Genomic DNA, 20,362 nt, shown 5'->3' with positions numbered 1-20,362 from the left:
ATCGTTCTATTACGTTATTATATCGGAAAATGCTGGGAGATGAATAATAAATATTAATTTTCATGCTGTATCCCAGCCCCTCCTCCATCCGATGTCCGTTGAGAATGAATAAAGCTGTAAGCCTTTCCCATTCTGATATAGTATAATTCTTATGATAGCAGCCTCATGGAAACCAAGTCATGTTGTCATCGCCAATGTGAATGATGATCCCTTGATTGTGGACACAGCAGCACCTGACTCGCCTGTGTATGCAGCCTTTGAAGGTATCTGGAGCTTGTGGAACCTCAATTGAATGATTTGCTGGGAGAAGAGCATGTGGCACATATATTGGAGTATTTGTCGTTTCGCTAATGGTTAGAAATAAAACATACACTTACAAGGTCTACAAGGTCCGAAGAGTACAGGACCCAACCCGAAATACGGAGGCGTGAACATGATTTATGTTGCTTTGCTTCGAGGCATCAATGTAGGCGGGAACAATAAAATCAATATGAAAGAATTGAAAGAAACGTTTGAACAAGCAGGCTTGCTGGATGTCGTCACATACATCAACTCGGGCAATATTATCTTTGCTGATCATCAGGAACGCTCGGATGCCAATGTGGAATTAGCCCAAATTCTTGAACAAGCCATAACTGTAGATTTTAGCTTACAGATCAAGGTGATGGTGCGTAATCTGGATGAAATCCGGACTGTTATTCAGGCATTGCCGGAGGATTGGACCAATGATGCAACCGCCAAAAGTGATGTCATGTTTCTTTGGGATGAGGTCAATGATGTATCAGTTCTGGACAGACTGCCCATCAAACCGGACATCGGCACACTGCTGTATGTTCCCGGAGCCATTTTATATTCTGTAAGTAAAGAACTGGTCACCAAAAGTGGCATGAGCAAGCTCATAGGCTCCAAGGTCTATGCCTATATGACAGTTAGAAACGTGAATACCACACGTAAGATCTTTACACTAATGCAGGCAGCTGCGGAGAAATAAATCGGACCAAGATGGATTATACCGTGTAGCTTGTGCAATCAGACAGATATCAATTTAAAGTGAACATCCCTCACAAAAAAGCATGCAGAAAGCATCTTAACCGATGTCTCCTGCATGCATTTGCCATGTAGAGAAGCTTATTTCTTTTCTACGCATATTAGTCATTTATTAGTCAATCAGAATGCGTCTGCGAAGTTGATCATCTCCAGGACGTTTTGGAATTTCGAGCTTCAGCACACCATCTTCCAATCTGGCCTTAATGTGCTCCTCATCAATATGATCCACATAGAAACGCCGGATAAATTTGCCTGAACGGCGTTCCTGCCGAATGATTCGATTGGAATCATCCTTCTGCTCAACCATTTCATTACGTTTGGCACGAATGATCAATTCATTACCCTCAACCTGAATGTCTATATCCTCTTTGGCGATGCCCGGAAGTTCGGCTTCTACCCAATATTTGTCTTCTTCCTCACGGATGTCAGTTCGAAATGGCTGGGAGCCACTTCCAAAAGGTGAGAGGAATGAGGTCTCAACCATGTCATTGAAGGATTTCAACATGTGTCCGAACGGGTCTTCATTTCGTTTACGAAACGGAATCAGATCAAACATGAAAATCATCTCCTTTTGTGTGGTTGGTGTATTGTTGTTGCTTACATTGATTATTATAATACCGGTGCCGAGAAGTCTCAAAGTCCGTAAAAGGCGAAAAAAAACGATTTTATCCCAGCATGGTTCAATATTTTAAAATAAATCCTTTTTTCTTTTGTTTTGACCTTTTTCGACCTTTTGACTTTGTCTGACTATAAAGAATGAATGGAGTCTACTACAGCATTGGATTGATTTTTCTTCATCCCCAGCATCATGATTGCCAGCAAGACAACCAGAACGGCTACAAGCATAAACGGAATATGTTTATCCACCTGATACAGCGTTGTTGTGAGCAATGGGGTAATCACGGCAGATATGCCTTGAATCGCTGCAACCAATCCGGCTGCGCCGCCCTGCTGTTCTTTGCTGACAGAGAGAGAAGCTCCCGCCATAAAACCAGGCATCATCAGACCGGAACCCATACCGAACAGGAAAAACGAGAAATAATAGATGGACAGCTGAGTAGAGACCAGAAACAGAATCATGCTTCCCATCAGAAAAAGAGAACCGAGCAGAATCATGGGCCGCGGCTGCCATCTCAGCCACTTCATCTGAATCACCTGCATGATCAGCATCGCGGCCCCGGAGAACATGAGTCCAAACGAAACCATTCTGGCTGTTGAGGCTGGAGATAGGTTGAGTTGATCCTGAAAATAAAATCCGCCGATAACCTGTAACGTCATAATACCAACCATCGTCACCAACCCTGCAGCAAGGTACATTCGTAACCCACGCTGGAATGGATTGACCTTGGGCGGTTTATCCTGAATGACGGGTTTGGCTGCCGGTATAAGCAACAACGCGATGATAAAGGCAGCAATGGCAATAAAGATGCCAAAATATAGCGGCCACAGCAGACCTATGATTGTAAAAGCCCCTGCAATCGCAGGTCCAAATACAAGTCCGAGTCCATTCGCTGCACTAATTATCGCCATGCCGCTTCCTCGCTCTTCCCCTTCGGTCACATCTCCCATATATGCCTGGGAAGAAGACAAGACTGCCGGAATGAACGCCCCGATCAAGCTACGCGTCACAATCAGAAGGGTTAGCAGGAGTCCCCCTCCCATCCAAGCATTCAATCCACCATACAACGCCAAAGCGAACAAAGCACAACTGACGGCCATACCTATGAATCCAATTAATATAATTGGTTTTCTGCCTTTCAGATCACTGAATCTGCCCCACACCGGAGCCATTACAGCCATCGCAATCGAGCCGAGCGAAATAATAAGCCCGGAATGACTTTCTTTCATCCCCAACTCACGAATAAGCGGCGGCATAATGGGAGCAATAAGCATAAGACCCAACATGGCTGCAAATACGCTAAAAAAGATACTTCCTCTAATTCTGTTCATGCTCATACACTCCTTTATTTTTCAGTACAGTATCCACTGTACCTGGAGTATACAAGGCTCTGTGAATCTCAACTGCCTCCATACGGAGCAATTGACGGTAAGACGGATTATTAAAATATTTTTTTCATTTCCGATGGCTTTACACCGAATTTACGATAGAATTGCTGGGAAAAGGCACTGATATTACTGTAACCAACCGCTATCGCTGCCTCGGTGACGTTGTTCTCCTGATTTCGCAGCAATCTCATGGCGTTATCAAGACGAATCTGGCGCAAGTATTCAAAGACGGTGGTACCGAACAGCGCCTTGAAGCCTTTTTTTAATTTAAAATCATTCAAGCCCACCTGTTTGGATAATGCCAACAAGGATGGCGGGTCCACCATGCAAGCCTCCATAATCTCCCGAGCAGTATGCAGCTTCCGTATATCCTCTCTGGAGAACCCCGCTGGAATCGGCGCCAGATCAAACAGCTGAATCATAAATCGATTCAATATCTCCAATGCGGTCGCTTCCATCATCAAAGATGATCTGTAGGGGTTGTTCATTTCCACAATCAGACTGTCAATCATCGTTCGTATTCTGTGATCCAACTGAAATACGATGGGTTTGAAGACACGGTGCCCCAAAATGTCCTGGAACCGAATGCATTGCCTTGTTGCCAAATGTGCACCCGCATAATTGAACAACGAGATCGGAATCCCGAGAGCAAAAGAAGTATAATCCTCCTGCGCAGGCGGATGAAACCAGGCTTCAAAATCACGCATCATGAGCAGTGCTCCCTGTCCAGTGGACAGCGTATATTCCTGACCGGATATGTCTACATAACGCGCACCTGACAAGGCAAACTGCAGCTCAATGATGGGAATATTCGATGCAAAGAACGTAGAACACGGCTCACTATAATGAATCTGAGAATACACAATTTCGATACCACTATATGTGGTTACTCTTTTAATATTGCCACTGCCCGCTTTAGCAGAGAGCAGGTACGTGTTTTCATCCTGCTGACTGAATGGTTCCTGCGTTAAGTAATGCTGGTATACAACGGCTAACGAATCAAAGCCCATGTGTATTCACCTCGTCTATATCTTAATCATGATCCTCATAAAAAGGATGAGCAAATGAGAATTATTCTCACTTGATTCTACCTCAATTTCTTCTTTTCCACCAGTCCCCGACCTAAATCCATATTCAGTTTACACAAGTCCCTTTATACTTTTACCTTTTCATAACATTTCAAATCTATACTAAAACAGTACATGTCATCACATACGAAACGGTAAAGGGGATCTGTTACATTGAAAAAGAGAAATCAGTGGCTAGCCGTCCTGTCTATGACAGCCATCTTAACGGCAGGAGCAACAAGTTACACATCCATGGTCAGTGCGGCTAACGCATCTGGACCCGTCAACGATCATGTGATTTTACGTACCGCTATCGAAAATATGCAAGGAACGGTCGCTTGGGACGGAAAGCGTCGCAGTGTCGATATTCAGGTTGGAAGCACTAAAGTACAAATCCCAGTAGGGACATCCTCAGCTACCATTAATGGTGTGAACACTTCCCTCGATAGTGAAAGCTACATCACCAAAGGAACAACCTATGTATCTCCAAAAACAATAAAGCTGATTACGGATCAATTGATCCTCGACCAAAATAAAACCGGATTTGAACGTACAGCAGCGTTTCAAATGCCCGGCGGCAAAGCTGAAATATCAGCATCCACTCCAGACGGACAACGGCTGCTCGTAACCGAAGCGGACAATGGCAGCATTTCCGTAGTGGATATTGCCGATTTGAATAATATTAGCGTACTGCGCACCATCAGCTTCCATGAACTCTCAGCCAAAGCTGAAGTCACGAGCGTAACGGTATCCAAGGATGGCAAATATGGACTTGCCGTAATACGTACAGGTGATACGGACACGGAAGCAAGCAAAGGATTGCTAGCCATTGTAGACCTCACAACCTACAAAACCGTCAAGACGTATGAACTTGGTATAGGACCTGACTCCATTGCCCTGTCCCCTGACGGGCTGCACGCAGTTATCGCCATTGAAGATGAAGAGATTAACAAAGCAGCCGATGAAATCGATTTTGTGAATACCAAACGTCCAGGCAGTATTATGATTGTTTCTTTTGCAGGCGGAAATGTATTGGAAGGTGAGATCACCAACTTGCCAGTATCTCTGGATCATGTAGCTGGAGCCAGCTATCCGCATGATCCACAACCGGAGTATGTCGCGATCAGTCCGGATAGCAAAACAGCAGCCATTACGTTACAGGAAAATAATGCCGTTGCCATCGTTGATCTGCAAACGAAGCAGATTACCTCCATCTTTACGCTCGGTACCACTTCACATCTTGCCGATTTGAAAGATGATGGCGTAGTCAAGTTTACCGAGAAATTGACTGCTCGTTATGAACCAGATGGTATTGCTTTCTCTGCTGACGGTAAGTATCTGCTAACCGCCAACGAAGGTGATTTGGGTAAAGATGAATTTGACGATGGTGTAAAAGCAGGCGGACGCAACATCGCTGTCTGGGATTTGCAGGGCAAACGACTGTATGACAGCCAGAACCTTATCGATGAAGCAACAGCCCAGGTTGGCTTATACCCGGATGATCGCAGTCCGAACAAAGGCAGTGAAGTCGAGAATCTGACGGTTGCTACGATTAAAGGCAAAACTTATGCAGCGGTCGCTTCCGAACGAGCAGATGCTATTTTGTTCTTCGATCTTGCTGATCCGGTAAATCCCGCTTATCTGGGGCTTATCCCCACTGCTGGAGAGTCACCGGAAGGAATTCATCGTGTCAATGGACGCGACCTGTTTGTGAGCTCAGATGAGAGTACGGGAACACTTAGTTTTTTTGCAAAAAAATAGATCAGATGTCTTCTGAACAACTAAATTAGGTATTCACCTATAACTAGAAAAGGACCCGAGAGATCATTCTCTCGGGTCCTTTCACGTCACTGACTATGCATGTCTATAAACTTTACACCTTTCGACGAGCCCAGTCCTTATTCCCAGAAAAAGCGTCCTGCAAATACCTTCTCCGTCAATAACTTGTATGTCTCTTCTGGCAATTCCTTTTTCATTTTCTCCATCACGGCTTCTTTACCTTCATTGTACTGTGCGGACATTCCGATCTCTACGGTAGTATTGCTTGCATCCAGACGCATGATTGGTGTTTTGGCATCTTGGGTCCAAGGTGTCCATGTCGTCAGTTCCGACGATCCGCCATTGCCTGGGTTACCAGTGTACAGAAACTGTTTCAGATATGCTATCATCGCGGCAGACAACGCCTCACGGCCCGGTTTATTGGTTTCGCTAAAATAGCCTTCAGGGAAAGAGGCGGCTACCCCGTCTGCGTGTCCTGTGTAGAAATCCATGTCCGCTCCATGGGGTGCGCCCAGCAACGTTTGCAGTCTTTCCGAGATAACTCTTGGCTGTGTACCCCAAGCAAAACGATAGGCATATACTGACGGCTGCCCTACTTTACTTGTCAAGCGTTCCGCCACCCGCTCTGCATTAAAACCAGCATAAACCTCACTACCGTATTTCAGGGCTGCAGCATACTGCTCTGCCTTGGTCTCATCGGTGAACAGCGTTTCATCGTTAATCGAGGGTGTAAAGTTCTCATCACCTAAGGCAAAGCTGGAGAACTCCGTTTCCAGACTGCCGAGCAATACAGGCACTTGCACATAGTTGCCGCTTTCAATAGCCTCGAAACCTTCTTTTGGAATGACTGACCCATCACGGAACAGATGCGGGAATGACTCCATACGGATTGCAGTTGAACCAAATGCAGTCACAATTTTGTCCGCAGGCAATTCACGCAGATGACTCTCCAGCTGTGACTTAGACTGAGTGCCAATCCATGTTTGCGCTTCTTGCACAGAAGCCGCTATGCCTTCTCCCACGAGTAATTTAACGAGGGCATCCTCGGATTTCTGCTCTCCTTCTTCCGGTGCAGCAGTGGTCAGGCCGCCGCTGAAAGCAGCTGCCTTCTGAAACAGCCCTTTACTAAGCGGCGAGATCATCGCTGCAAGGATGTCACGTGCTCCCGCAGACTGTCCGGCCAACGTAATATTGGCAGTATCTCCACCGAAACCTTCCATATTATCCTGAACCCACTGTAAGGCACGTAATGCATCCAGCAAACCATAATTGCCCGAATCATCTAGGGCATTTCCAGTTTTCAATGCAGTATGTTGAAAGAATCCAAGGGCTCCCAATCGATAGTTTACCGAAACAATAATGCTGTTCGTGTTACGCGCAAGCTGCTCCCCCTGAAAATCTTTGCCTGATCCCGTCATATTTCTGCCGCCATGCAGAAATACCATAACCGGAAGCTTAGAACTGATTGTATCCGGACGCCAGATGTTCAGATATAGCGAGTCCTCACTGCCTATAGTATCTATACGGGATAATTGCAAACTGCTCGCAGCGAATTCCTTGGCTGATCTTGTTTCCATCCATGCCTCCGGTTCACGCGGAGCTTTCCAGCGCAATTCACCTACCGGAGGAGCGGCATAAGGAACACCAAGCCAACCCAGCGTACCGAATCGCTCGTAGGTTCTGCCGTCAATTGGCCCATATGTTGTCTGTTGCAGCGTTTGAGGTTGAAATGTTCCAACCTGTCTATGTTTCATCCGATTCTGCTCCAAGCATCTTCACCCCCTTAACAATAGATAAGCTGACCACCTCTAGAACCTATTCTGATCAATGGAATAATGAACTACCTGTGCCGCCTGATTTTCCCCTAACATACAAGAGGATGCTGCAATCTGTCCAGTTCTTCTCTAATCGTAAAATTTACATTTAGTTAATGCAATACATACGCTCGTTTAGCATTCATTGTATACACTGGTCTTGGATACCAAACTATACATATTATTTAGGAGGATGTGTTCATGTTAAACCGATTCAATACCCGTGCAGCCAAAATGATGCTCGCGGTAACGACGATTGTTACGGCTACGCTGGGAGGCAGTAGTGCAGCTTGGGCTGTGGAAGACACCACCTCATCTGCTTCACCGATCAAAAATGTTATCATCCTGATCCCGGACGGTATGGCGAACGACGCAACAGCTTTGGCTCGCTGGTATAAGGGATCCTCTCTGACATTGGACTCCATGGCCAGTGGCATGGTTCGTACACACTCTGCGGATGCGCCGATTGCGGACTCGGCACCTGCGGGAACAGCCTTTGCTACAGGTCACAAATCACATACAGGATATGTCGGTGTACTGCCGGATAAAGCGACAATGCCTGGACAAAAGGCCATCGCTCCGGGAGATGCCAAGAAACCGGTCGCTTCCATCCTGGAAGCATCGAGACTGGCAGGCAAAGCAACGGGTATTATTGCGACATCCGAAATTATGCACGCCACACCAGCTGACTTCTCGGCTCACTATCCGGATCGCAAAAACTATGATGCACTGAGCAAACAGCAGGTTTATAACGGTATGGATGTTGTGCTTGGCGGAGGAAGCAGTTATTTGGAGCCTGCGGGACGCAAGGATGGCGAGAATCTCGTCTCATCTATCAAAGCACTGGGGTATGATTACGTAACGACTCCGGCAGCGATGAAAGCTTCCACATCAGGCAAGCTGTGGGGTATGTTTGCACCGGCAGGCATGGCCTATAACATGGATCGTGATCCAGCGAAGCAACCAAGCCTCGCCGAGATGACTTCTAAAGCCATTGAAGTTCTCTCCAAAGACGAAGACGGCTTCTTCCTGATGGTCGAAGGCAGCAAAGTGGACTGGGCAGCGCATGCCAACGATCCAGTCGGCATTATCAGTGATGTGCTGGCATTTGACGATGCTGTTAAAGTAGCCATGGATTTTGCCAAAAAAGATAAAGAAACCGTCGTTGTCGCTGTTACGGACCACCAAAACGGTGGATTGACTATTGGTAACGCCTCAACTACAGGCACTTATGATAAAGAGCAGCTGTCTACCTTTATCGGACCTCTGAAAAAGGCCAAGCTAACAGGCGAAGGTTTGGAATCCAAGCTGAATGCCAAACGTACCAACATCAAAGCGGTGATGAAGCAATATTATGGCATTACCGACCTGACTTCCGAGGAAATCGCTGCCATTAAAGCGGCCAGCCCGGGCAGCCTCAATTATACGGTTGGACCAATGATCAGCAAACGTTCCGGTATTGGCTGGACCACTGGCGGTCACACAGGCGGAGATGTTGTGCTGTATACGTACGCTCCAAATAATGATCGACCTTTCGGTGTCATCGACAACACGGATGTAGCCAAATACATGGCACGTGTGATGAACCTTGATCTCGATAGCGTGAGCAAACAATTGTTTGTACCCGCGAAACAGGCTTTCACTGCCAAAGGGGCAACGTACAAGCTGGATTTGACGGATGCCAAAAATCCGAAAATCCTTGTAACCAAGGGCAGCACCAAGCTGGAACTGCAAATCTACAAAAATGTCGCGCTCGTTAATGGCAAAAAGACTACCCTGGATGGCGTAATTGTCTACAATGGCGTAGAAGCCTTTGTTCCACAGGATGCGATTGACCTGATTAAATAAAAAAAGAGCCCGTTCATTGAACGGTACGCTCCGTAAAACTGCCCGAGAACATTCTCGGGCAGTTTTTTCGAATTCAGTTTTAAATGTAACTTCTCTCGGGAAGATTCTGGCCGCTCATTATCACCTTTGCATGGAAGAACTCGCGGATACACTCGACATCTGCCTTTCCACGTCTAAATTACGATTAGAGCACCACGTTCGCAAGCTGATCCCGCTCCTGTCCCTGCTCAGACCTTTCGCTGCTAAGGTAGGCCCATACACAAGCTTATCGTATAATAAACATAACGTTAATGAATATGACGCAAAAAGGAGAGATTCACCTATGTTGATTAGATTAAACTGGATTACACTGCGGGTACGCGATCTGGAGGCATCGCTCCGTTTCTACCACGGCATGCTCGGACTGCCGATCCAGCGCAGATTCGAAAGCCGTGGACGGCAGATTGCCATGCTAGGTCCGGAAAACGAAACGAAACTAGAACTAATCGAAGGCAGCGATACCCTCCTCAAGCCAGAGGCCGGTGTGTCGATCGGCTATGAGGTAAAGTCACTGGACGAAGCCATGGAGCAGCTCGCCGCATCAGGCATCCCGATTGCACGAGGCCCCATCCAGCCCAATCCGCATCTGCGGTTTATTTACATTGCCGACCCCGATGGCTTCGAAGTGCAACTGGCCGAACATATCTGATCAGGCACCTTTATGTAGGGAGGCGAGTCTAAATAAGTGTACGCTTCACGATGACTGACCTGTTGTGTGGGGAGCCAAATCTGAACGCACACCCCGTATAAAACAGCGTCCGTGCGCTGATTGTACATGTTTACAGCTTCATCCGACGCATCAGCGGCACACCCACGCGGTTCAAAAGCCGATCAAGCAGCAGCCAGCACCAGCGTCTCCTCCATGGCAGATGGCGCTCATACACGGCGGAATACTCGAAATCCGCCACGGCCCCGCGGTTGCGCTTGAACTGCGCAGCACCAGCACTCTCATGCAGCAGATGGCCGTTCTCGCGGGCCTGCCCAATCAGGCAAGCTGACAGCATGCGGTACAACCCGATGGACTGGGGCAGCGCCGTATCGTAACCGAACAACGGCGTTGTCATCACCCCATTCCGGCAGAAGTATCCCATAACTGCATCGATACGCCCTTCCTTCCGCAGACCATACAGGGTCAGCGCTCCCGAAGCTATCGCTGTGGCAATGAAATGTTCACTGAATTGCGGATTATCATAAGAGTATTTTTCAAGGTACAGCAGCTTGTACAGTTCCGCGATTCGCGAAATATCTGTTTCCGTCAGATTCGCTTGTGAAACGAATTCATATCCGTGCTTGGCGAGCAATTCGTAATCCCGTTTCAGCAGCCAGCGCGACTTCGCATTGCCGAAATTTGGATCATTCGCCCGGTACAAGTAGATTTGCCGGCTCGGGATCAGTTGACAGCCTGCTTGCTTCAGCTCTCCCGTCAGATCAGAGTGAAGCTCTGGGCACAAGGAGCGAAATACGATGGCATGCTCAGGATATCGCTCCCTTACCGCTGTGAGCAGACAAACTGCCTGTTCACCGGACATGGCCGGATACAGGTTCGTTGATAACAGCCAATTGTTTATATGTACAACCTTATTTATCTGTGATCGCTGCATTCCCCACCCCACCACAGTGAGCAGCGCTGATAAACCTTTTTCCAGCAACGGTTTCCGAAGCAGTATCAACTCCTGCTTGGCATACCGCACATAATGCGTATAAGGAGAACAAACGTAAGCATTATCGTACTCTGTCTCATTTACTGTTATCGGAAGAACAAGATCGTCGATCCGGGCAATGAGTAGTGTTGTGCGTACATTGATAATGAAGTCCCGCATCCCTTGCAATATCATGGGTTCCAAATATGCTCTTGCATATCTGCCGTCCTCCGTGTTGGGCCAGTCCATATCATCAAGCGAGTTCCGATCATAGAAACGAACGCGAATACCGCGATTTTCATTCTTCGCTGAATCTGTATGATCGCCGCTATCCGTCCTTTTTTCCATTACTGCATTCTTCACGTTCTGCTCCCCCAATAACCCAAACTTCCTGTCAGTAATCGTTTTTACATATTCTTTCTCCCATATTTTACAAGGTACCGGTTGTAACACGTACTTCGTTTTCGCTCGACACCAACTCATTCAGATCCACAATCAATTGCTCCAGTTCTCCGAAGCTGTCCACCATCTTCTGGGTCAGATTGCGCTGTTCTTCCATACTGGCAAGAATCTCTTCTGTAGCGGCACTCGATTGCTGGGTCACACTTGAAATCTCCGAAACCTCATTAACCACTTTTGTAGAAGATTCCCTCATGGTAACTGAACTGCTCTCGATATCTGCGGCCTGATTCAATACTTGCTGCGAATTGCTGTTGATCGTATGGAAGACCTCTTCTGCCGTTTGCACACTATCTTTCCCTGCTTGCAAAGCGAGGCGAATACGTTCGAATCGATCCGTCAGCGCCTGTGTCTGTCCTTTCAAACGGAACAAAATAGTTGCAATATCATTAGCCGATTGACCCGAGTGTTCTGCCAGCTTGCGAACTTCCTCAGACACCACCGCGAATCCACGTCCATGTTCACCTGCACGCGCTGCTTCAATTGCTGCATTAAGCGCAAGCAGATTTGTCTGGTTCGCAATATCCGAGATGCTGTTCAGCATCAGCGATATGGACTCACTTTCCTCGTTAAACTTTTTCATGTCATCAGCCGTGGTATCAATCGTTTCATACAGTTCCTGCATCTGAACATTCAGATGCTCCATCTGTGTGCTGCCGGTTTCCGTGCTCGCTGCCATGCTGGCCGACAGTTCTTTCATCTGCTGCGAGTAGCTAGCAACATCACGGATATGTTGATCCGACATGGACAAGGACTCTGAGATTTCAGCCACACTGGTAGCCTGGAATTCAACACCTTTGGCCACTTCGCTGAATCCAAGCGTCACTTCATGGGTAATGGAGCCGGTTTCCGTTACTTTTCGTTTCAATTGATCCGTGAACCGAGATAGTGCTTCTACGGATTCTTTGACTTTTTCAAGCATCGTTTCCACTCTCATTTTGGAATGCTCCACCTCTTGCCAGCGCGTTTCGCTATCCCGGAAGAGTCTTTGATTCAACTGGGAAACCAGCATCAGAATGACTCCGGTAAGCGCAAACAATCCAACGTCAACGATATGGCCAATAAGCTCTTCGGAGTTCTGTGTCTCGACCAGAACGACCTGTATACTATTAAAGATGAGCAGTACGATAAATCCGGTAGTAAACAGTTTTTTGTCAGGGTAGAGCAACAATACCGAAGTGATGACCAGACTTAAAGTGATATTAACACTCCCCCAGCCTGCATAGACTCCACATATGGTAATCAGGATCGTGCACAGCCATGGGATTAAATGAATATGCTTCTTTTTGACAGTGGCGTATGTCACCCAAGCGGTAAACAATACAGCTACACCATTGGAGACAAGCAACTTTGGTGCCAAAAAGGACATACCAAAACCTATAGCTACAATAACCCACAGGATGATACAGATCAGCTTGTTCCTTTTCCAGATAATTTCGTCGTAACGATTCATGAAATTCCCGCCCTTTTTATGAAAAATATGTAGTTGCGAGGCAGTTCTGCACTATACTCTATCGGTCTATGGTCCCTGCTTTATAGTTGAACTGCAAATTCCTAGGGCCTTAATCTAGTACATTAGGTCTTCATAAAGATGAAAGAAACCTCGCTAAAAGTATATCGGAATTTCATTATCATTTTTTTATATATGAAGAAATATAATATGTACTGATACTTTAGATTTTTTTATTTGGTTTTCACCATAGTAAAAACCCGCATCACGGATACGGGCTTTCACATGCAAATCTATCCACATTAACATGAGGGACCATTGCTTCTAATCTGTTACTCCAGAAGGAGGTCAGTTACCTTTTTATTTCCCAAATACAAGCGTGGTGTTAGACGAACCTGCATACTTGGTGACAAACTCGCGTGCATAACTGGCTGTCTGCACTTCATAGCTGTAGTTCGTGCTTGGTCTCCAGCTTGTTTGGGGAGAGGATGGACTGCTTAACGCAGGTGTACTGCCTGTATCCGTAAATTCCCCGTTTCCTTTATCATCCAGGATGCCCCCTTTTTCAGCTCCTGCACCAAAATAATTGTTTTCCGAATAAATGCGTGCTTTTTCACCTATCGTAATGGCCTGATTAAAGTTGTTGGCGTAATTGTTTTTAATATGGAAATAACCGTATCTCATGAGACCAGGACCACGTACATACAGGTTTTCGAAATAGTTATTTGCCATGGTTACATGAGGTACACCATTATAGCTGCTGTTGCCATCATTCGGATACCCGAGAATAATTCCGTATTTGTGGTTCGCAAATTTGGAATTACTAATCGTAATATAATCTGCGCGATCTCCAATATACAGGAGCTTGTCCAGATCACTGCCGCTGGAGCTGTAGCTGTGGCCAGAGAACGTCACATGATCGATCCAGTAGTTGGAGCCTGACGTAATATACATCTGGATATCATCGTTGGCATTAATATTGGAAGCGTGTTCAAAAGTAAGATTCTGAAAAATAACATTGCTTGAGCTGGCCGTGGATCTGAAATGGATATTCGTTAGCGTGTGTTTATCAAAGGAGCCTACCAACGTTTTGTTCGATCCAAATTCGACTTTTTGCAATGTAGAGGAAGAAATATTTTGTTCAATGACCAGTATTTTTGCCGCAGTGCCAGCCATATGTGTTCTCAGATCGTTCAAATTGCTGATGTAAATGACCTGACCATTTTTGCCACCGGTCGTGGCTGATTTGGACACCCCACTTTCATTTTTGGCGTTACCTGCAAAACCCGTTAAACCATTCGTACCTGTGTTGGGATAACTGGCCGCACCATATGTAGCGGGCACCGTAGAAACTGTGGAGACTGTCAACAATAACAGCGTTACAGCGAGTAAAAGAATCGAAAATTTCTTCAAAATTTCACCATCCTTTATAATTTTATCCTGCAAGACAAGAAGATTATATCGTGTAACATCGGATGTGACAATACAAAAATTGCAATTTAGTCTTAATTTATATTTTTTTGCAACATCAGTCCCCGTATGAGAAAAATGAAAAGACGACACAAAGTCATCTGCATAAACCATGACTTTATATCGTCCTTCCTTTTAAATCCTATTTAATTTCCAGCTCCAGCTTATGTTTCTCAGCTTCCTGTAGATCATCGTATACTTTGCCCGGTTCACCACGGAGCTTCAATACCAGGGATTGTGGGTCATCGAGCAGATTGCTGCTGAAGGAATAGATCATACCGTCTTCCGTTCCGCTACCTGACACTGAGGATAGTTTAGTCTGCTTCCCATCTTTGGTTGTGGACACAATTTCGGTAGGATTCACAGCATCACTTATCAATAGTTTTGTTTTGTAATCAATTTTTTGATTCGGTTCATAGATAAATCTGGCTCGTGTCACCAGAGGGGATATCTCTACTTCAGATAACATTACCTCATACCCACCAATCGTAAATAACTGATTAAGTTTAATTTTCTGAGTCTTAGCAAGCGAAAATTTGGGATCAAGCTTGAAGGAAACGTTCATTTTTTTTGAAAATTGATATTTACGCTCCTCTTTACCTTTCTCTGCATCAGCCAATATGTCAGGAACAACGGATGAAATTTGAACATCCATCCTCAATTCCTCAGGCAAAGGTTGATTTCCATTAAGCTCAATTGTAGTTCGTCCATAAATGGTATGGTCATCATTGGAGGTATGTATGCCTCCTATATTTCCATTGTCAATCCACTTTTGGGTCGTTGCATCTGCCATTTTCGTATTTACAACCGAATATATCTTCTGAGAAAGCTCCGTATGCGCTGTATAAAGCACAATTAATCTGTTCTCATCCGCCATCACTGCATTGACCGTAAACTGATAGATGCCTGATTGAACGGAACGATTGACTAGTTGAAAATAACCGTTGTTGATTGCTGATACAATTGTACTTTCGTCTACATCATTTCCAACCAACTCGCGAAAAGGTTCAAGCACTCCCCAATTCGGTGCGGGCTGGCTGTACATTGCCTGTTGTGGCGTAGAACTGCCAAGCGGACCAAGCAGGAACCACCCTGCAGCCAAAGCAGTTACCAATACTGCCGTAATCCATCTCAACTGTACTTTACCTGTCATTCGTCGGGTTCTGGCCTGTGCCAGACCCCGCTGAATCGCAAATGCCGTGTCCGCTGGATTCAGCTGTTGTCTCTCCAGCTTAGCCTGGGAAGCATCTGCCAAAAGTGCCTGTTCCTCCGGACTAGTTCTCATGCCAATCCCCCCTGTTCTTCATTTGCTTCCGTAACAGTTCCAACCCTTTATGCTGCCAGGTCTTGATGGTGCCTTCCGGTTTGCCGAGAATGGAGGCGATCTCAATCAATGTCATGTCGTTATAGTATTTCAGCAGTAGCACATGGCGGTATTTCGGTTTGATTTTCTCAAGCATGGACCATATCGCAAGTCTGTTATCGCTGCATCCTGCAATGGCAGACTCAGATACCGCCTCCTCCAACCCTTCGTTGGGCAGTGGTGTCGCCCGTTTACGACGCCTTTGTTCATCAATGCACACGTAGATCAGAATACGAATAATCCACGATTTGAACGCCTTCTCATTTTTCAGAGAACGACGCTTGATCCAGGCCCGGCATGTCATTTCCTGCACCGCTTCGAGTGCATCATGACGATTGCGCAGATAACTGTAGGCAATGGAAATCAGCGTATCCTGATGCTCCATAATGGACTGAACAAATGCCGTCTCATCTTCGCTCTGTACGAACAGTATCTTTTTCATCTCGGCTTTGGTTTCCACCCCGCACCCCCCTCCCTCTCTCTCGTTCTGTGGTATAAGACGGGCGAACAATCCAAACGGTTTTATTTATTTCTCAGCAAAAAAAGCCCCATCTATTCACGAAGAGGCTCTGTATTGACAATCCACATCTCTGTTAAAGTTCAAACCATTCCAATGCGCCGTCATCCCTTTTCGAAGCCGTTTTCATCTGTCTCAGCCAATCTGCTGCGAACTCACCCCAGGAATGAAACAGACAATATATGTACAACTCTCCAGCCGCAACTTCATTCATCCCCGATGCCACTTCAATCGAGACTTGTAGAGCTTCAGGCCAGGAAGAACCCTCCTGAAGCAATACAAAACCATCTTCATAATGCTCCAGCCTATACATTTCGGAGAAAGTTAAGGCATCCGCCAGTCTCTTCACAACCTCAAGTAAAATTGCAGGTTTGGTTGTTCTAATGCCATATTCCCAACCCACACGGCACCTCCCATTTCGGATCATAATACTCATGTTCAAGCGCTGCCCACTCGTCCTCTTCCTTGCTGTCATCGTACCAGTCAACATCCCAATTCCAGGATTCCACATGTGGGAACGGCTCATTTCATATTGATGATTTTCCGCCCCAAACAGGTTCCGTTCCGGGTCCAGAGCTTGGAGCTTGTCCAGCTTTTCCTGTATGCGTTCCAACTAGGCCTTGTACATGTCCCTAAGCCTCCTTCAATCGCATATCTATAACGCTAAATTCGAATCAAATCACTTAAGCTGTTCTCGCTTTGCAAACTGGGCTTCATGGCAATCCATATTTGATTATCTTCCTTCGTTACCCTGCACGCATAGTTTCCAGGTTCCAACTGGAGCAGCATACCCCCGCATGACTCATCGGGCTCCAGCTCGCCTCCGGTGACATCATCGGCAGCTCCCAGATACACGGTACCGGAGGGAACACGTAAATGATACACCCGTGCTGTCTCCACTTCCTTCACCGAATCATCCAGACTCCAATGCACCTCATACTGTCCATCTTCACCCAAGTTCAGAAATAAACCGTTGCCTGCATTCACTTCCGCCAGTTCATCTTCGGGAATGGACCACCAGTCCGGTGTATCTTCAACCCGATGTTTTAGTGCCGCCAGATCATACAGGCATAATGCTGCCGTATCCGTGAACACCTGAAATTTCCCGTTCATTTTCCGTCTTCCTTTCTTATTTATAATAAACCCCCCGCACCCTTTCCCCTCTCATCCAACAGAGAAGATCAGAACCATATCCTACCATTATATCAAGCCACACACATGGGTTAAAGGAACCTCGGAGCTATCTGTGATCTTGTTGCACTTGTAGATCATTAAGGCGTTAACAAACAAGATTAATCTCTTCATTTTTTTAGCAAAAATGACGATATAATCATAACTGACTTTTTGTGATTTTGTGGAGGAAACCATGGCAATTAACCTTAGAAGAGAACCCTTTCGCTATACTTTAAAGGAACCGATAAAATTTGAAATTTTTATTCTCAGCATTAACGGCGCCTCTGCACCACCCAAACCCATTCAAGCTGAATTATGCGATATCAGCCGATCCGGCTGTCAGCTTTCATTTCCGTTAAATCTGCATGTGGAGTCCAATACCATCCGAATCGGCATGAATTTGCTGCTTTTTGAAGACCCCTTGTATTTGGAAGGAACACTGCGTTGGGGCAATGAAGAGAATAACCGATGGATCTACGGTGTACAGCTGGAGATTCAGCAAGGCAATCATGAGCGATTATTCAGAGAAATGAGGATGCTGGCGGGTCAAGGCAAAATTATGGTGAAGTAACCGGGGGAGTACCAACCTAACAAAAAAACAGCCCGACGAACCGGACTGTTTCCATATTTCAAGTATTCATGCTGCTTTGGAAGCAGGAGTTGTATTGTCCATCTTGGACCAATCTACCGTAGTTTCGAGCAAAAGTGACACCACGACCCCGATAACGAGTCCGTTGCTAATGATCGGAATGAGATACATAGGCAAAGCATGAAAGGCTTCAGCAGGAATGTTCATTACAGAAACACCAGTTAGAACCGGAAGCGCCACACGATAGATTGTTTTCGAATTAAAGGTGGTGCCTTCAAGTGTTCTCAGGGCCGTCCCGAACATTTGCAAATAAGCTACAAATAGCACGGCACTCCCTACACTGGGCGGAATTTGTGCAAAAAAGGCCGTCACTGAAGGTGTGAGTCCCAAAATACATAACATGCCTGCTCCAACCACAAACGCAGCCCGCTTCAGAATACGGGTGCTCTCCAGAAAACCAATCGATGAAGCAAATAAACCGAAAGGCAGCACACCTACACACGAAGATAACATGGTGAACAATCCCGTGAGTGTGTATGATCGTTTATATTGTTGGTTGGTCGTCTGCTCTCCATATATCTTTTCGACGGAGCTTAGTGTGGTGATGGAGTTCGTCATATTCACCAGCCCGACAAAAAAAGCTGTGATGACAATGCCCGGCTCCCACTTTGGCAGCCCCCAAGGAAACCAGGAAAACAGGCTTACCTCATGATGTCCGGATACGCTCGTATGCTGCCCAGGGAACACAAGACTGTAGGCAATCCACCCCGTCACGATACCAATCAAGATAGAGTAATTCCCGAGCTTGCCTCTTCCCTTAAGCTGAATCAAGGCTACAAGAAACGCAATCGCAACGGACAACGCCGCTACAGGCAGATTGAATGTGCCAAACTCAGTATATCCAATCATGCCTTTGAAGAAATTCATGGTCAATTGAATCGTCATCAGGAATAACATCGCACTCTTGACCATAGGTGTGAACAGCTTCTGAAGCACATGCGCCGCTCCAAGCCAGCCAAGGATCATCATCGTCAGACCAGCTAACAGGAAACCTGCAGCCAATCCTCCTCCAATACGCTCCAAGCTCATACCTGCCGATGAAGCTGAGGCCGTTAAGCTTAGCGTCAGTCCCCACCATAATCCCGAGGGACCATCCATTACGGCATAACGATGTCCAAAGAACGCCTGTAATATACACACCGCCCCGGTAAGCAAAAAGGCATGCTGCATTGATGCAGCAATGGCCTCCGGTGAAAGCTGAAAATTATGTCCGATAGATAACGGCACCACCACCGTGTTGGTAAACAGGAAGAAGAACCACTGAATGCCTGCCAATGCAAGCGATGACGCGCCCTTTATGTGATTTTGTAAAGATTGCTCTTGATGTCTGTTCATGATTGGGTTAACATTCGCTCCATTTCTATATAATGATTCCTGCGGGCATGCGCAAGTGCTGTAACTCCATCCCGGTCAGCAATGAGAGGATCTGCACCATATTGCAAAAGCAATGCTACAATCTGCTGGTGACGAGTGCCGCCATCCCCCAGAATGACCGCTTCCAGCAAGGCTGTCCAGCCCAGATTGTTGATATGATTTACATCCACATCTGTGCTTGTCAGGAGTATTTCCACAATATCGACATGGCCTCGATCTGCAGCAGGAATCAGTGCTGTACCTCCAAACCGATTCGTAAGCCGGGTATCGGCACCAGCTTTTATAGCCAGTTCCACCATTTCCCGCAAGCCTTCCGCACTGGCATACAGTAACATGTTGTCCAGTCGTTGATCCTGGATGTTGACATCCGCCCCGGCTTCAATAAGCAACCTTGCGGTTTCTGGCTTGTTGCCATGTACCGCCGCCATCAGAGCCGTCCGTCCGCGTGTATCCCGGTCATTCAATCCGGCTCCTTGTGCGATAAATCGCAGCACAGCATCTGTATGTCCAGCTTCAGCAGCTGCGTGTATTGTGTTCAGCATCGCACCTTGACCCCCCATTCGTCGTCATCCTCACGGCATTTATTCATTAGATCATAATCCATATGTGTGATTTGAAGTGTTTAAATCTTATGTATGGTAACATAGGATGGAAGTATAATAAAAA

Annotated in this window: 19 protein-coding genes; 6 read left to right on the top strand and 13 right to left on the bottom strand. The window is 46.3% G+C overall.

Going from position 1 to position 20,362, the window contains the following annotated elements; all coding sequences use genetic code 11:
* The first annotated feature begins 151 nt into the window (after window positions 1-151).
* A complete protein-coding gene (locus tag P5G61_RS00710; protein ID WP_301243392.1) occupies window positions 152-292 on the top strand; it encodes a hypothetical protein in 141 nt (46 codons plus the stop codon).
* A 141-nt stretch (window positions 293-433) separates the two neighbouring features.
* Entirely contained in the window at window positions 434-991 is a 558-nt protein-coding gene (locus P5G61_RS00705; protein WP_301243390.1) for a DUF1697 domain-containing protein, read from the top strand.
* 168 nt (window positions 992-1,159) lie between these two features.
* Here the strand turns inward: P5G61_RS00705 and P5G61_RS00700 are convergent, their stop codons facing one another.
* The 3 genes from P5G61_RS00700 to P5G61_RS00690 all read right to left on the bottom strand — a co-directional run bounded on the left by P5G61_RS00700 (window position 1,160) and on the right by P5G61_RS00690 (window position 4,064).
* A complete protein-coding gene (locus P5G61_RS00700; protein WP_301243388.1) occupies window positions 1,160-1,603 on the bottom strand; it encodes an Hsp20/alpha crystallin family protein in 444 nt (147 codons plus the stop codon).
* A 191-nt stretch (window positions 1,604-1,794) separates the two neighbouring features.
* Complete coding sequence (locus P5G61_RS00695) at window positions 1,795-2,997, bottom strand: MFS transporter (RefSeq protein WP_301243386.1); 1,203 nt, start codon at window positions 2,995-2,997, stop codon at window positions 1,795-1,797.
* A gap of 110 nt (window positions 2,998-3,107) precedes the next feature.
* Window positions 3,108-4,064, bottom strand: a complete 957-nt coding sequence (locus P5G61_RS00690; protein ID WP_301243384.1) for a helix-turn-helix transcriptional regulator — start codon at window positions 4,062-4,064, stop codon at window positions 3,108-3,110.
* A 231-nt stretch (window positions 4,065-4,295) separates the two neighbouring features.
* On the opposite strand from P5G61_RS00690, the gene P5G61_RS00685 reads away from it, so the two are divergent.
* Window positions 4,296-5,882, top strand: a complete 1,587-nt coding sequence (locus P5G61_RS00685; protein ID WP_301243382.1) for a choice-of-anchor I domain-containing protein — start codon at window positions 4,296-4,298, stop codon at window positions 5,880-5,882.
* A 137-nt stretch (window positions 5,883-6,019) separates the two neighbouring features.
* On the opposite strand, the gene P5G61_RS00680 is transcribed toward P5G61_RS00685, so the two are convergent.
* Window positions 6,020-7,654 carry a carboxylesterase/lipase family protein gene (locus tag P5G61_RS00680; RefSeq protein ID WP_301243380.1) on the bottom strand — a complete coding sequence of 545 codons (1,635 nt, stop codon included), beginning with the start codon at window positions 7,652-7,654 and terminating at the stop codon, window positions 6,020-6,022.
* Window positions 7,655-7,915: 261 nt separating this feature from the next.
* Between P5G61_RS00680 and P5G61_RS00675 the strand changes: the two genes are divergently transcribed.
* Together P5G61_RS00675 and P5G61_RS00670 are read left to right on the top strand one after the other, a co-directional pair.
* Window positions 7,916-9,562 carry an alkaline phosphatase gene (locus tag P5G61_RS00675; protein ID WP_301243378.1) on the top strand — a complete coding sequence of 549 codons (1,647 nt, stop codon included), beginning with the start codon at window positions 7,916-7,918 and terminating at the stop codon, window positions 9,560-9,562.
* 322 nt (window positions 9,563-9,884) lie between these two features.
* Complete coding sequence (locus P5G61_RS00670) at window positions 9,885-10,250, top strand: VOC family protein (protein WP_301243376.1); 366 nt, start codon at window positions 9,885-9,887, stop codon at window positions 10,248-10,250.
* A 130-nt stretch (window positions 10,251-10,380) separates the two neighbouring features.
* Here the strand turns inward: P5G61_RS00670 and P5G61_RS00665 are convergent, their stop codons facing one another.
* From P5G61_RS00665 to P5G61_RS00635, 7 genes are all read right to left on the bottom strand, one after another.
* A complete protein-coding gene (locus P5G61_RS00665) occupies window positions 10,381-11,604 on the bottom strand; it encodes a GNAT family N-acetyltransferase (protein WP_301243374.1) in 1,224 nt (407 codons plus the stop codon).
* Window positions 11,605-11,671: 67 nt separating this feature from the next.
* A complete protein-coding gene (locus P5G61_RS00660) occupies window positions 11,672-13,153 on the bottom strand; it encodes a methyl-accepting chemotaxis protein (RefSeq protein WP_301243372.1) in 1,482 nt (493 codons plus the stop codon).
* A gap of 357 nt (window positions 13,154-13,510) precedes the next feature.
* Entirely contained in the window at window positions 13,511-14,563 is a 1,053-nt protein-coding gene (locus P5G61_RS00655) for a pectate lyase family protein (protein WP_435873995.1), read from the bottom strand.
* A 199-nt stretch (window positions 14,564-14,762) separates the two neighbouring features.
* Window positions 14,763-15,905, bottom strand: coding sequence for a DUF4179 domain-containing protein (locus P5G61_RS00650; protein ID WP_301243370.1), 1,143 nt, complete (start codon window positions 15,903-15,905; stop codon window positions 14,763-14,765).
* Window positions 15,895-16,443, bottom strand: a complete 549-nt coding sequence (locus P5G61_RS00645; protein ID WP_301243368.1) for an RNA polymerase sigma factor — start codon at window positions 16,441-16,443, stop codon at window positions 15,895-15,897. The genes P5G61_RS00650 and P5G61_RS00645 overlap by 11 nt, the downstream gene beginning before the upstream one ends.
* Before the next feature lie 133 nt (window positions 16,444-16,576).
* Window positions 16,577-17,113, bottom strand: a complete 537-nt coding sequence (locus P5G61_RS00640; RefSeq protein ID WP_301243366.1) for a hypothetical protein — start codon at window positions 17,111-17,113, stop codon at window positions 16,577-16,579.
* A gap of 50 nt (window positions 17,114-17,163) precedes the next feature.
* Window positions 17,164-17,613 (bottom strand): DUF6386 family protein, encoded by a 450-nt coding sequence (locus P5G61_RS00635; protein ID WP_301243364.1) that lies wholly within the window; start codon window positions 17,611-17,613, stop codon window positions 17,164-17,166.
* Between the two features lie 253 nt (window positions 17,614-17,866).
* On the opposite strand from P5G61_RS00635, the gene P5G61_RS00630 reads away from it, so the two are divergent.
* Complete coding sequence (locus tag P5G61_RS00630; RefSeq protein WP_301243362.1) at window positions 17,867-18,244, top strand: PilZ domain-containing protein; 378 nt, start codon at window positions 17,867-17,869, stop codon at window positions 18,242-18,244.
* A 66-nt stretch (window positions 18,245-18,310) separates the two neighbouring features.
* Here the strand turns inward: P5G61_RS00630 and P5G61_RS00625 are convergent, their stop codons facing one another.
* Both P5G61_RS00625 and P5G61_RS00620 read right to left on the bottom strand, forming a co-directional pair.
* Window positions 18,311-19,657 carry a uracil/xanthine transporter gene (locus P5G61_RS00625; protein ID WP_301243359.1) on the bottom strand — a complete coding sequence of 449 codons (1,347 nt, stop codon included), beginning with the start codon at window positions 19,655-19,657 and terminating at the stop codon, window positions 18,311-18,313.
* Window positions 19,654-20,238, bottom strand: a complete 585-nt coding sequence (locus P5G61_RS00620) for an ankyrin repeat domain-containing protein (protein WP_301243357.1) — start codon at window positions 20,236-20,238, stop codon at window positions 19,654-19,656. Before P5G61_RS00620 ends, P5G61_RS00625 begins: the two co-directional genes overlap by 4 nt.
* Window positions 20,239-20,362 lie beyond the last annotated feature (124 nt).

This window comes from Paenibacillus vandeheii (genome assembly GCF_030433635.1).
Classification (GTDB): Bacteria; Bacillota; Bacilli; order Paenibacillales; family Paenibacillaceae; genus Paenibacillus; species Paenibacillus vandeheii.
Note: the sequence above shows the minus strand (reverse complement) of the source record. Positions and strands in the feature narration are given on the sequence as shown.